General features: G+C 59.9%; 11 protein-coding genes. 6 read left to right on the top strand and 5 right to left on the bottom strand.

Annotation, left to right across the window (positions count from 1 at the left end; all coding sequences use genetic code 11):
- Window positions 1-213 precede the first annotated feature (213 nt).
- From ACI514_RS01285 to cmoB, 6 genes are all read left to right on the top strand, one after another.
- Window positions 214-471, top strand: coding sequence for a hypothetical protein (locus ACI514_RS01285; protein WP_405122944.1), 258 nt, complete (start codon window positions 214-216; stop codon window positions 469-471).
- A 947-nt stretch (window positions 472-1,418) separates the two neighbouring features.
- The gene (lon, locus tag ACI514_RS01280) at window positions 1,419-3,836 is read left to right on the top strand and encodes an endopeptidase La (protein WP_160059294.1); all 2,418 of its coding nucleotides are present in this window, start codon (window positions 1,419-1,421) and stop codon (window positions 3,834-3,836) included.
- 271 nt (window positions 3,837-4,107) lie between these two features.
- Window positions 4,108-4,500 (top strand): protease inhibitor I42 family protein, encoded by a 393-nt coding sequence (locus ACI514_RS01275; RefSeq protein WP_110718906.1) that lies wholly within the window; start codon window positions 4,108-4,110, stop codon window positions 4,498-4,500.
- 2 nt (window positions 4,501-4,502) lie between these two features.
- Window positions 4,503-5,147, top strand: coding sequence for a lysoplasmalogenase (locus ACI514_RS01270; protein ID WP_174244478.1), 645 nt, complete (start codon window positions 4,503-4,505; stop codon window positions 5,145-5,147).
- Between the two features lie 161 nt (window positions 5,148-5,308).
- Window positions 5,309-6,052, top strand: coding sequence for a carboxy-S-adenosyl-L-methionine synthase CmoA (gene cmoA, locus ACI514_RS01265; RefSeq protein ID WP_007916813.1), 744 nt, complete (start codon window positions 5,309-5,311; stop codon window positions 6,050-6,052).
- On the top strand, window positions 6,049-7,005 hold the full coding sequence (gene cmoB, locus ACI514_RS01260; RefSeq protein WP_405122943.1) for a tRNA 5-methoxyuridine(34)/uridine 5-oxyacetic acid(34) synthase CmoB: 957 nt from the start codon (window positions 6,049-6,051) through the stop codon (window positions 7,003-7,005). Before cmoA ends, cmoB begins: the two co-directional genes overlap by 4 nt.
- A 177-nt stretch (window positions 7,006-7,182) precedes the next feature.
- On the opposite strand, the gene tadA is transcribed toward cmoB, so the two are convergent.
- The 5 genes from tadA to ACI514_RS01235 all read right to left on the bottom strand — a co-directional run bounded on the left by tadA (window position 7,183) and on the right by ACI514_RS01235 (window position 13,283).
- The gene (gene tadA, locus ACI514_RS01255) at window positions 7,183-7,683 is read right to left on the bottom strand and encodes a tRNA adenosine(34) deaminase TadA (RefSeq protein WP_034156281.1); all 501 of its coding nucleotides are present in this window, start codon (window positions 7,681-7,683) and stop codon (window positions 7,183-7,185) included.
- Window positions 7,683-9,059, bottom strand: coding sequence for a multicopper oxidase family protein (locus ACI514_RS01250; protein WP_405122942.1), 1,377 nt, complete (start codon window positions 9,057-9,059; stop codon window positions 7,683-7,685). Before ACI514_RS01250 ends, tadA begins: the two co-directional genes overlap by 1 nt.
- Window positions 9,060-9,175: 116 nt before the next feature.
- Window positions 9,176-9,466 (bottom strand): PTS transporter subunit EIIB, encoded by a 291-nt coding sequence (locus ACI514_RS01245; RefSeq protein WP_405122941.1) that lies wholly within the window; start codon window positions 9,464-9,466, stop codon window positions 9,176-9,178.
- Between the two features lie 2 nt (window positions 9,467-9,468).
- Window positions 9,469-11,997, bottom strand: a complete 2,529-nt coding sequence (gene ptsP / locus ACI514_RS01240) for a phosphoenolpyruvate--protein phosphotransferase (RefSeq protein ID WP_405122940.1) — start codon at window positions 11,995-11,997, stop codon at window positions 9,469-9,471.
- 62 nt (window positions 11,998-12,059) lie between these two features.
- The gene (locus ACI514_RS01235; RefSeq protein WP_160059299.1) at window positions 12,060-13,283 is read right to left on the bottom strand and encodes a carbohydrate porin; all 1,224 of its coding nucleotides are present in this window, start codon (window positions 13,281-13,283) and stop codon (window positions 12,060-12,062) included.
- Between the last annotated feature and the right edge of the window lie 82 nt (window positions 13,284-13,365).

The raw sequence follows: 13,365 nt of genomic DNA, 5'->3' as shown, positions 1-13,365 counted from the left end.
ATCATGCTGGCTGAACTGGTGGCGAACCGCGTGCTGGATAACCACGAAATCTCTTAATCCCATCTCACAGCTCAACATAAAGCCATTTATATAGCCGATCTTGAGATGAGACATCGCGAACAAGTATAAAAAACTGTCAGTTATGTCAGTTCACCGTTTATGACTTCTCCCCTCAGACTTCCTTTTTCCAAAAACATTGAAAGGAAGCATCCCATGAAAACGCCAAAGGAGTACAAAGCAGTCTTCGCATTCGGTTCTCTTGAGATTGATGTGAAAGGCGTCATTGACGGTATTTATTTGGACCTGATCAGTTACAAGACATCATCCACTTCTATCTCTTTCAGCCCGCTCACGGGTTACATTTTTTATTTCCGCCACAACGACGAATTATCGAGCAGACGAGCCCTGTCTATCGGGCTAAGCGACCCGCTGAATCCAACCGGCCCTGGCTACTCTGAACATGTCGTTTGAGAACGTAGTGGTCTCCAGATTTATGAGTTTGCAATGAAGCCCACTTCAACTATCGCCTTCGCCAAACCCAGTCAAAATCTATACCGATATGAGTTCAAAGATTTCAAAACTTCCGGCAAGGCACGCCATAACGATGACAGGCGTGAACTCACCATTAATGGTTTCGCAGTGGTCCAGGAACTGCCGTGGCCTTTGTAACGACCTTTGGGGGGATATGCAGCGACGTGCAAAAGACGCGTCGAATTCACATTCTGAAAAGCCCCTCACCCTAGCCCTCTCCCGGAGGGAGAGGGGACTGACCGTGGTGTTTGGGAGAGTTACGCCGACGTGCGATACCGCGTGGAACTCAGGCTTTGAAAAGCAAAAAATCGGCCCCCTCTCTCTCGGGAGAGGGCTGGGCGGGCGGAGTTCCGATGAGGGGCAAGAGCACCGCAAAAACAAAAGCCGTGCGCGCCGCGCTCTTCACCACTCAATAGGCCGAGTGTCAGCTCGCCTGCTTTTGATCCTGATCCACGGGCGACGTCGGAAGGCTGAGTGGAGGGATTGATCCGGGCGTGGGAGCGCAGCGACCGTTTGGCGAAGCCAAACACAGCGAGAGGAGGTGCAGCGAAGCAAACCGTAGGCGCTGCGCCCGGATCGATCCCGCAGCGAAGGAACCCCGATCCCCAGCGAGCGGGCCGCACGTAGGAGCAAGCGTTTTTTTGCTTACTTTTTTGAGGCGTTTGTCAAAAAAGTGAGTCGCCGTCAGGGCGAAACCCTAAGCCGCCATTACCGAAAAAACGGATATACACACCCAACACACCCCCAACATGGTCGGCCCAGAGGCCGCCAAGTCCAAAGCGTGAACCCTGTCAAAACCCTGAACACACAAGCAGAAACATCCCCCCCATTGAAACCACCCAAACCCTGCCCCATCTAAGACCCATATCCCATTGCGCAGGTGCCCCATGAGCGACCAGCAAGAATTTCCGGAAAACCCCGACGACTACAGCCAAGCCGAAAACATCGAACACACCTCCTCCGGCAAAGGCCTCGCCCTGCCCGGCCAGAACCTGCCGGACAAGGTCTACATCATCCCGATCCACAACCGCCCGTTCTTCCCGGCCCAAGTCCTGCCGGTCATCGTCAACGAAGAACCCTGGGCCGAAACCCTCGAACTGGTCAGCAAATCCGAACACCACTCCCTGGCCCTGTTCTTCATGGACACGCCCCAGGAAGACCCGCGCCACTTCGACACCGGCGCCCTCCCCGAATACGGCACCCTGGTCAAAGTCCACCACGCCAGCCGCGAGAACGGCAAACTGCAATTCGTTGCTCAAGGCCTGAGCCGCGTACGCATCAAAACCTGGCTCAAACACCACCGCCCACCGTATCTGGTCGAAGTCGAATACCCGCACCAGCCCACCGAACCGACCGACGAGGTCAAGGCCTACGGCATGGCGCTGATCAACGCGATCAAGGAACTGCTGCCGCTCAACCCGCTGTACAGCGAAGAGCTGAAGAACTACCTCAACCGCTTCAGCCCCAACGATCCGTCGCCACTGACCGACTTCGCCGCCGCCCTGACCTCCGCCACCGGCCCCGAGCTGCAAGGCGTGCTCGACTGCGTGCCGATGCTCAAGCGCATGGAAAAAGTCTTGCCGATGCTGCGCAAGGAAGTCGAAGTCGCGCGTCTGCAAAAAGAGATCTCGGCGGAAGTTAACCGCAAGATCGGCGAGCATCAGCGCGAATTCTTCCTCAAAGAACAACTCAAGGTCATTCAGCAGGAACTCGGCCTGACCAAGGACGACCGCAGCGCCGACCTTGAACAGTTCGAACAACGCCTGGAAGGCAAAGTCCTGCCGGCGCAGGTGCAAAAGCGCCTCGAAGAGGAAATGAACAAACTGTCGATCCTCGAGACCGGCTCGCCGGAATACGCGGTGACCCGCAACTACCTCGACTGGGCGACCTCGGTGCCATGGGGCGTCTACGGCGACGACAAACTCGACCTCAAGCACGCGCGCAAAGTCCTCGACAAACACCATGCGGGCCTCGACGACATCAAGGATCGCATCCTCGAATTCCTCGCCGTCGGTGCTTATAAAGGTGAGATCAGCGGCTCCATCGTGCTGCTGGTCGGCCCGCCGGGCGTGGGTAAAACCAGTGTCGGCAAATCCATCGCCGAATCCCTCGGCCGGCCGTTCTACCGCTTCAGCCTCGGCGGCATGCGCGACGAAGCCGAGATCAAGGGCCACCGCCGCACCTACATCGGCGCGCAGCCGGGCAAACTGGTGCAGGCGTTGAAAGACGTCGAAGTGATGAACCCGGTGATCATGCTCGACGAGATCGACAAGATGGGCCAGAGCTACCAGGGCGACCCGGCCTCGGCGCTGCTGGAAACCCTCGACCCGGAACAGAACGTCGAATTCCTCGATCACTACCTCGACCTGCGCATGGACCTGTCGAAAGTCCTGTTCGTCTGCACCGCCAACACCCTCGACTCGATTCCGGGCCCGTTGCTCGACCGCATGGAAGTGATTCGCCTGTCGGGCTACATCACCGAAGAAAAAGTTGCCATCGCCAAGCGTCACCTGTGGCCAAAACTGCTGGAAAAGGCAGGCGTGTCCAAGGGCAGCCTGAGCATCAGCGACAGCGCGCTCAAAGCCTTGATCGACGGTTATGCCCGTGAAGCCGGCGTGCGCCAGCTGGAAAAGCAAATGGGCAAACTGGTGCGCAAAGCGGTGATGAAGCTGATCGACGAGCCGAAAGCGGTGATCAAACTCGGGCCGAAAGATCTCGAAGCGTCACTGGGTCATCCGGTGTTCCGCAACGAACAAGTGCTGTCTGGTACTGGCGTGATTACCGGTCTGGCCTGGACCAGCATGGGCGGCGCGACTTTGCCGATCGAAGCGACGCGGATCCACACGCTCAATCGCGGTTTCAAACTCACCGGGCAACTCGGTGACGTGATGAAGGAATCGGCGGAGATCGCCTACAGCTACGTCAGCTCGCACCTGAAACAATTCGGCGGCGACGCGAAGTTCTTCGACGAAGCCTTCGTCCACCTGCACGTACCGGAAGGCGCGACACCCAAGGACGGTCCGAGCGCCGGCGTGACCATGGCCAGCGCCCTGCTCTCGCTCGCGCGTAATCAGCCACCGAAAAAAGGCGTGGCGATGACCGGCGAACTGACCCTGACCGGGCATGTGCTGCCGATTGGTGGGGTGCGCGAGAAGGTGATTGCGGCAAGACGGCAGAAGATTTTTGAGCTGATTTTGCCGGAGCCGAACCGGGGTAACTTTGAGGAATTGCCGGATTATCTGAAGGAAGGGATTACCGTGCACTTCGCGAAGAAGTTTGCGGATGTGGCGAAGATCCTGTTCTGACAGACAGCCCCTCATCGGAACGCCGCCCGCCCAGCCCTCTCCCTGAGGGAGAGGGAGCCGACCGAGTTGTCTTGCGCTATACATCGACCTGAAACACCGAGTCGATTATGGATTCAATGATCTTATTTCAGGTCGGTGGACTTCTGGAATATCCCCCGCTCAGCCCTCTCCCCCTGGGAGAGGGCTAGGGTGAGGGCTTGGTGTTGTCACACTTTGTCTCATCTTCAGTTATGCTCGCCGTTCGTCGTGAACGCCCGGAGCCGCTGACCCTATGTCCCCCAATCGCCTGTTTCTCCCCCTCGCCCTCTCGCTGCTGGCCGCTTGCGCCACGCAACCGAAACACAACGTGACCGTGGAAAAACAAAGCGAATGCCCGGTACGGCTGACCAACGGGCAAAACCTCATCATCATGCTGCCAAGCAACCCGACCACCGGTTACCGCTGGGCCATTCAGGACTCCGCTGGCGGGGTATTGCGCGCGCTCAGCCCCGAGGTCTACAGCAATCCGGAAGATGCCGGTGTGGTCGGTGCTGCGGGTTTGTCGACCTGGCGTTTCCAGGCATTCGCCCCCGGCACCGGACGTCTGCGTCTGACCTCGCAACAGCCATGGGCACCGGAAGTGTTGCCGGTGGAAACCTTTGACTGCGCCATTTCGGTGAACTGATCGTGGGTTGGCTGATTCTGGCGCTGATGGGCGCGGTGACGTTTCTCTACGGCGTCAGCACCCATGCGGCGCTGCTGTGCTTGCTGGTGAAGCCGCTGCCGGTGCTGGCGCTGCTCGGCTGGCTACATGATGCGCCGCCCAGCGACTATCGGCGCTGGATCAGTCTTGGTCTGATTTTCTCGCTGCTGGGAGATGTGTTGCTCGCTTGGCCGGGGGATTTGTTTGTATTCGGACTTGGCGCGTTTCTGGTCGCGCATCTGGCGTATCTGAAGGCATATCTGAGTGACTGCAAGCGTCTGGCAATTCTGCCGCTGGTGCTTGCACTCGGTGTCGGCGCGGTGTTGCTGGGGATGCTCATTTCCAGCGGGCTTGGGCCGTTGCTGGCGCCGGTGATTGTCTACGGCACTGCGATCAGCGCAATGCTCTGGCGCGCCCTCGCTCGCCTCGGCACCGATGTGCCGAAACGTTCGGCGCTACTGGCGGCGGGTGGTGCGCTAGCGTTTGTGTTCTCAGACAGCGTGATTGGTATCGACCGTTTCGTCGCCCCTTTCCACGCCGCACCTTACGTCATCATCCTCAGCTACTGGCTTGGCCAATGGGGCATCGCCGCCTCGGCGTTCTCTCAAAGTAAACGCGCCAGCCTTTAAAAGATCGTAGCCTGCGGCAGCTCCTACAGAAAACCGCATTCCCCTGTAGGAGCTGCCGCAGGCTGCGATCTTTTGATTTGCCGCTTTATCAGACAACCCAAGCATCCCGACGCCACTTTGGCTAAAATGCCGGCCTTTCCACCGACACCGCCGGAACCGCCGTGAGCAAAGAACCCGATCGCATTTTCGCCAAGCCTTTGGCCCAGGTACCTGACTTCGCCTTCAACGAAGACGTCGTGCGGGTGTTCCCGGACATGATCAAGCGCTCGGTGCCGGGTTACCCGACCATCGTCGAAAACCTCGGCGTGCTCGCCGCGCAGTTCGCCCAGCCGAACAGCGTGCTCTACGACCTCGGCTCATCGCTGGGCGCTGTCACTCAAGCCCTGCGCCGCCACGTGCGTACCGACGGTTGCCGGGTGATCGCTGTGGATAACTCTGCAGCGATGGTCGAGCGCTGTCGCGAATACCTCAACGGTCAGGATTCGATGTTCCAAGAGTTGCTGCCGGTGGAAGTCATCGAAGGCGACATCCTCGCCCTCGACTTTCAACCTGCTTCGGTGGTGGCGCTGAACTTCACCCTGCAATTCATCGCCCCCGATCAGCGCACCGCGTTGCTCTCGCGCATTCGCCAATCGTTGCTGCCCGGCGGCGCGCTGATTCTGTCGGAGAAGCTGCGCTTCAACGATGCCGAAGAACACGCATTGCTGACTGATCTGCACGTCGCCTTCAAACGCGCCAACGGCTACAGCGAACTGGAAATCGCCCAGAAGCGCAGCGCCATCGAAAACGTCATGAAGCCCGACAGCCTCGAAGAACACCGCGAACGCCTGCTGGCCGCCGGGTTCTCGAAAGTCGTGCCGTGGTTCCAGTGTCTTAACTTTGCCTCGTTGATTGCCTTGCCATGATTGATCTGTCCCCCCTCGCCCGCCGTCTGGCCGGCACACCGCTGGCCGAATGGGCTAACACCCTGCAAGCGCAACTCGACAAGAAAATGGAGAAAGGTCACGGCGATCTGGAGCGCTGGCAAAGTGCGCTGGATGCCTTGCCGAAGATTCAGCCGAGCGAAATCGATCTGCTCCACGGTCTGAAACTCGACACCGATTGCGACGACGAAACCCGCGCGCAGATGCACACCGCGTTGATGGGCCTGTCGCCGTGGCGCAAAGGGCCGTTCGACTTGTTTGGTGTGCACGTCGACACCGAATGGCGTTCGGACTGGAAGTGGTCGCGTGTCTCTCCGCACCTCGACTTGAAGGGTAAACGCATCCTCGATGTCGGTTGCGGCAACGGGTATTACATGTGGCGCATGCTCGGTGCCGGCGCGAACAGTGTGATCGGTGTTGACCCGAACTGGCTGTTCTTCTGCCAGTTCCAGGCGGTGCAGCGTTATCTGTCAGAACCGAATGCCTGGCACCTGCCCTTTCCGTTCGAAGACCTGCCGCCGAATCTGGAAGGTTTCGACACGGTGTTTTCCATGGGTGTGTTCTATCACCGCCGCTCACCGATCGAACATTTGCTGGCGCTGAAGGATTGCCTGGTCAAGGGCGGCGAACTGGTTCTGGAAACGCTGGTGGTGGAAGGCGACAAACATCAGGTACTGGTGCCGGAAGACCGTTATGCGCAAATGCGTAACGTGTGGTTCCTGCCGTCGGTGCCGGCGCTGGAGTTGTGGTTGCGTCGTGCCGGGTTCACTGATGTGAAGTGTGTGGATGTGAGCACGACAACGGTCGAAGAACAGCGTGGTACCGAGTGGATGAAGTATCAGTCGCTGAGTGATTTCCTTGATCCGGAAGATCACAGCAAAACGATTGAAGGATTGCCGGCACCGATGCGCGCGGTGATTGTCGCGAAGAAGTAATCCGACCAATCACCGAGGTGAGCCCCCCCCTCACCCCAGCCCTCTCCCCAAGGAGAGGGGGCCGATCTTTGGGCTTTTCTAAACTTGAGTTCGACTCGGTATCTCAGGTCGGCGGACCTCGCCCATCCAATTCGGTCAGTCCCCTCTCCCTACGGGCGGTCCGACGTTTCGGGAGGGTTAGGGTGAGGGGCTTTTTGCTCTTCGGGCGCGAAAGAATTCGGTCAACACCGCGCCACATTCCTCCGCCAACACCCCGCCTTCATACAACACCCGGTGATTCAAAAATCCCTGGGTGAAAAACTGTCCCTGACTCTGCACAATCCCCGCCTTCGGCTCTAGCGCGCCATACACCACCCGCGCCACCCGCGAATGCACGATCAAACCGGCGCACATGCTGCACGGTTCCAGCGTCACATACAGCGTGCTGCCCGGCAGCCGATAGTTATCCACTGCCTGCGCGGCCGCACGAATGGCGACCATTTCCGCATGGGCACTCGGGTCGCTGGTGCTGATTGGGCAGTTGAAACCGCGCCCGATGATCTCGCCGTCCTGCACCAGCACCGCGCCCACCGGCACTTCACCCAGCGCGGCGCCTTGTGCGGCGAGGGTCAGGGCTTCACGCATGAAGTCACGGTCTCGGCTGCGGTCGATGATCGCGGCAGGGCGAATCTGGCGCATCACTTCACCTCGATGGCGGCCATCAGGCCGGTTTCCATGTGATCGATCACGTGGCAGTGGAACATCCACACCCCCGGATTATCGGCCACCAGCGCCACTTGCGCGCGCTCGTTCTTGCCCAGCAGATAGGTGTCGGTGAAATACGGAATGATCTTGTGCCGGTTCGACGCGATCACCTTGAAACTCATGCCGTGCAGGTGGATCGGGTGCTGATATTGGGTCATGTTCTTCAATTCGAAGATATAACTCTGCCCCAGTTTCAGGCTGGCGATCGGCCGGTCGGCGCAAGTCTTGTCGGTGATGTCCCAGGCCTTGCCGTTGATCTGCCACAGGCTCGGCGGCCGGCCATTGTCGACGTTGACCGACACCGAGCCGACCCATTCGAAATTGAAGTTGAGTTTCTCGGCGTTGGCCAGGTCCGGCTCAGCCACCGGGTTGGCCGGTAGCGCTTTCGGCCAGTCGGTCGGCGCCTCGTTATTGGCCACCGAACGCAGGGTGCCGAGACGTACCGGGCCATTGCGCAGCGACAACTCTTCGCCGGCCGCCGGAGCCTTGATCGCCAGACAGATACGCATGCCCGGGCCGAGCCAGTATTCCTTGCCCAACGGGCGCGGCGCGACCGGATTGCCGTCCAGCGCATAGATCTGCGCTTCAACACCGGGAATGTTGATGCGGTAAGTCAGGGTGTTGTCGAGGTTGAGCAAGCGCACCCGGGTGATCTGCCCGGCCGGCAGTTCGATCACCGGGTTCGGCACGCCGTTGATGGTCGACAACCGCCCCGCCGTACCGCCACGAGCCGCTTCACGGGGAATACTGAACTCGACGAAATTGCCTTCCTCATCGATGTGCCAGTTTTTCAGGCTCAAGGTTTTTTCGTACTTGAAACCGGTGGGCTCGCGCTCTTCGATGATCAGCGGCCCGACCAACCCGCGCCCGAGTTCTTCGCTGCTGCTGACGTGCGGGTGATACCAATAGCTGCCGGCATCCGGCACGCGGAATTTGTAATCGAAGTATTCACCCGGCAGCACCGGCAGTTGCGAGACGTACGGCACGCCGTCCATTTCCAGCGGCAGACGAATGCCGTGCCAGTGAATGGTCGTCGCCACCGGCAGATGGTTGATGAAGCGCACCCGCAGCCATTCACCCTGACGCACTCGCAACTCGGTGCCCGGCGCCGACGGGCCGAATGCCCAGGCTTCGGTCTTGTGCCCCGGCACCAGCTCGACGTCGAGCGGTGCGGCGATCAGTTCATAATCGTGGCCCGCCTCGGCGTCGGCCATTTTGCCGAGCCAATAACGCGACGCGCCCCCCGCACCGACACCAACGACAATAAGACCGGCCAGGCCACCGAGGATTTGGCGACGGGTAAAGGACATGAACTCAACTACCTCACGTATCAGCGACAGGCCCTGAAGCCTGCAAAAGGCGAATACGATACACCTGCGGTTGAGAAACAGTAAGGGCGACCTGAGGCCGCACATCACCTGCCGGCTTAAGGCCGCAGCCCGGTAATCAGGTGCACCACACCGTCCGCCAAGGGCATCACGCCCGCGACACCGGCGGCGCTCAATGCGTGTTGGTCGATATGCGACACATCACGCAACACCACCCGCACCCGCGTCAACGCCAGCGGTTGCTGCGACTTCAGGTTATCCACACCCCCCAGCGCCGCGACGATATCGGCGCTCAACCCATCGCTTGGCTCGGCCGCTGCTGTCGGTGTGTCCGCGACCAGATCCGGGGTCAGGGCTTTCCAGAATGCCTTCTGCAATTGATCGAACATGTTCAGTTCTCCAGAGCCCGTAAAGTATCGACGGTTGCCTCGTGAAACAGCTGCAACGCCTCGCGCACTTGCCCGGCACTTTCCAGACCGAGCACCTGTTGCGCGATGATCTGACAATCCGCCAGCGCCAGTTCGCGCACTGCTGCCTTGACCGGGGCGATCATCGGCACGCTCACCGACAACTCATCCACGCCCAACCCCAGCAACAGCGGCACCGCCAGACGTTCAGAGGCCATCGCCCCGCACACACCGACCCATTTGCCATGGGTGTGCGCAGCCTTCACAGTCATGGCGATCAGACGCAATACCGAGGGATGAAAACTGTCCGCCTGACTGGCCAGACGCGGATGATCGCGATCCATCGCCAAGGTGTATTGCGTCAGGTCGTTGGTACCGATCGAGAAGAAATCCACCAGCGGCGCAAACAGATCCGCCATCAGCGCCGCCGCCGGCACTTCGATCATGATTCCCAGCTTCGGTCGTTGCGTTAGCCCTAACGCAAGGATTTCCTCGTCGAGCATCTGCCGTGCCAGACGCAGCTCCGAGAGTTGCGTGACCATCGGCAACATGATGTGCAAACGCGTCAGCTCGCCGCAGCCGAGCATGGCGCGGAACTGTTCACGCAATAACTGCGGGCGCTCCAGACACAAACGAATGCCGCGCACGCCGAGGAACGGGTTGGTTTCGCTGTCCATCGGCACATAGGCCAGCGGTTTGTCGCCGCCGACATCAAGGGTGCGCACCACCAGATTGTGCGCAGGTCCCACGCAGCGGGCGATGGCGCTGTAAGTAGCGACCTGTTCGTCATGGCTCGGCGCGTGATTGCGCCCCAGATAGAGAAATTCCGAACGCAGCAGACCGACGCCCGCGCCTCCCAAAGCCATGGCCTGCTCGGTTTCAGCCAATGAGGCGACGTTGGCCGACACCTCGACGTGATGCCCGTCACGGGTTCGCGCGGCGAGGGTCGCGTTGGCCAGTTCATGCTCATGGCGTTGGCGCTGTTGCGCGTGTCGCGCCTGCCATTGTTTGATCGCCGACGGGTCCGGATGCACATGCAGTTCGCCCTTGTCGGCCTCAAGCAGTACTTGAGTGCCATTGCTCAGCGCGAGCATTTGCACCTGCACCCCGCAGATCGATGGCAGACCACAGGCGCGGGCAAGAATCGCCACGTGGCTGGTCGCGCCGCCCCCGACCGTAGCGAAACCCAGTACCTTGCTGGTATCGATGCCGGCGGTCTGCGAAGGCGTCAGTTGATCGGCAATCAGAATGCACCCTTGCGGCAGCTCCAGCACCTGATCACCAATCCCTAGAAGCAGCTTGAGCACGCGGCGCCCGACATCGGTCAGGTCCGCCGCCCGTTCGGCCAGCAGTGCACTGCCGAGTTGGCGAAACATGATCGCGGTTTCTTCAGTGGCGGCGCGCCAGGCGAAGGCCGCGCTTTTGCCCTCGTCGATCAACACTTGCGCCTGATCGAGCAGACCCGGATCTTCGAGCAGTTCCTGATGGGCCTTGAAGATCTCGGCTTCGGCTTCACCAGCAGCGGTATCACGCAGATGCTGCAAGGCCAGATCGGCTTCGATCAGGGCATTGGCGAGGGCTGCACACTCGACCTCTGCTCCGCCGCCGAACTCGCTGACGTCGAAGACCGGCTCGCTGATCTGCAGCACTTGGCCCAACGCCGAACCGGGTGACGCGCAGATGCCCCGCAGCAGCGTCAGCGTCTCGGTGGCGACGACATCGACAGGCGCCACCGACGTCACCGTTTCACCGCAGCCCTCGGTCAGTAACCGGGTCAGCGTATTGATTGCCGCGTCAGCGTCATCGCCCACCGCACTGAGCCGCACGCTATCGCCAAAAGCAGTTTGCAACGCCATGATCGCCACCAGCGATTTGGCGTTGGCTTGAGCCTGCTGCTTATGCAGGTAAATCTTTGCCGTGAAGCCCTTCGCCGCTTGCGCGAACACCGCCGCCGGGCGCGCGTGCAAACCATTGGGATTGGGCAGTTTCAATGGTTGCGAGAAAACAACCTGCCCCTCTGACGCCCCGGCTTCCTCGCTGAGTGCCTGCGTGCTGGCTATTTCAAGCAACGGCTGACCGCTTTCGACCTGTCCGCTCGACGCGACGAGCCAGGTAAACGGCTCACCGCTGACCACCAGCATCAACGTCATCAGGCTGCGCGCATGTCGGGCAATGTAATCGGCGTCGAACTCGATCAGGGCCTGCCCGGCAGCAACCCGTTGCCCCTCTTCGACCAGACGGGTGAAACCTTGCCCGGCGAGGTTCACCGTATCCAGGCCGATGTGCATCAATACCTGCACGCCGTTGTCATCAGTGATGCTCACGGCATGCCCGCTGGCCTGGACGTTGCTAATGACCCCGGCCAAGGGTGCACACAGCGTCGACGAGGTCGGGTCGATGCATAGACCATCGCCGATCACGCGTCCGGAAAATACCGGATCGGGCACTTGCTCAAGCGCCATCAGGACACCGGACAAGGGAGCCAGCAGTTGCAAGGGTTGGGGTGTGGCCATGACGTCACCTGCAGTTTTATTCTTTGAAGTGCCGATGGAGCGCGACGCGCCATCAGCATCGCTTATTTCCACCAGTATTCGACCTGCAATCCGACATTCGCGCCGTGGCGGGCATTACCGAAGGCGCCGGTATCGGACAACGCAGAACCTTTCGCCAGTTGGTTGGCCGCACGCTTGGCAGCCTCGTTCCAGGTGGCGTACGTGTAATACAAACGCACCTCGGGACGCGCCCAGAACTCCGGCCCTTTGGGCGACCAGGTCGGGGCAAACGTGAACTTGCTCAGCTTGCGCGTGCCGCCCGGCGCTTCGACTTGATCGTGACCCAGTTCGCTCACCAGTTTGAAGTGTTCGCTGAGCGCGTAGGCAGGCCGTACCCCCAACGAGATCCAGTTCTGATCGGCACCGTCCGGGCGAATGTCTTTCTGATACACCGCCGCGATTTGTCCGCCAAAACGCGGGGTCACCTGCCAGTCGAAAAACTCGACGATCCGGTAACTCTTGTTGCCGTCATCCAGTTTGACGTTGCCGGTATAACCCAGCCCGGTGCCCGGCCCTTCACCGTATTGCAGGGCCAGTTTGTTCTTGCCGCCGAGAAAATCCTTTTGCACATGTTGCGTGGTGATTGCCCAGCCTCGGTGGGCATCGCGGCTGTCGGGTTTGTCGATATAACTCAAGCCGAACTCCAGCTCACCGCCCGGGTTGGTCTTGAAACCGGCCACGTTGAAGTCGTGCCGATTGATGTAGTCCTTCTGGTACAGGTTGTCCTTGCGCGAGAAGGCATAGCTGTATTTCAGGTCGCCGATCAGCACGTCTTCAACCCCGCCTCCCGTGGCGCTCTGGTTCCAGTAATAGAAGTCGGAAATGTGAATGTCATTGCGCTTGTAGTAACGGCGCCCCGCCCACAGCGAACCGCCATTGAGCGCAGGCACCGCCGACCACTGTGCGTAGGCCTGCGGCAAGCGTATCGAACCATTGTCTTCTTTGAAGGTGGGGCTGCGGTCGTAGCGGTTATACAGTGAGGCCATGCCATCGACGCTCAGGACCGAACCGTCGTCGAGGGTGTACAGATCCTGACGCAACTCCAGCTCTCCGTACTGCTCGCATTCATTACCCAAACGATATTTCGTTTGCGCACCGGGTAACTGGAAGCACGACTGACCGCTGCTGTTGACCGACGTACCGACACCACTACGCAAGTAACCGCCGAACTCCAGCGCTTGTGAATTCGGCGGTAAGGCCAGGCAAAAACCTGCGACTGCAAGGCTGCGATTTATTGTTGTTTTCATAAGCCACCCCATTGTTTTTATTGTCTGGTTGCATGAATTCGGCGCGCAGAAATCCCCCGCGCAGTGCTCTGCGTGTTTTTTG

The sequence above is a fragment of the Pseudomonas sp. M20 genome (assembly GCF_045037865.1).
Classification (GTDB): domain Bacteria; phylum Pseudomonadota; class Gammaproteobacteria; order Pseudomonadales; family Pseudomonadaceae; genus Aquipseudomonas.
The sequence above is the reverse complement of the archived record's forward strand: the minus strand, read 5'-3'. Positions and strand labels throughout refer to the sequence as shown.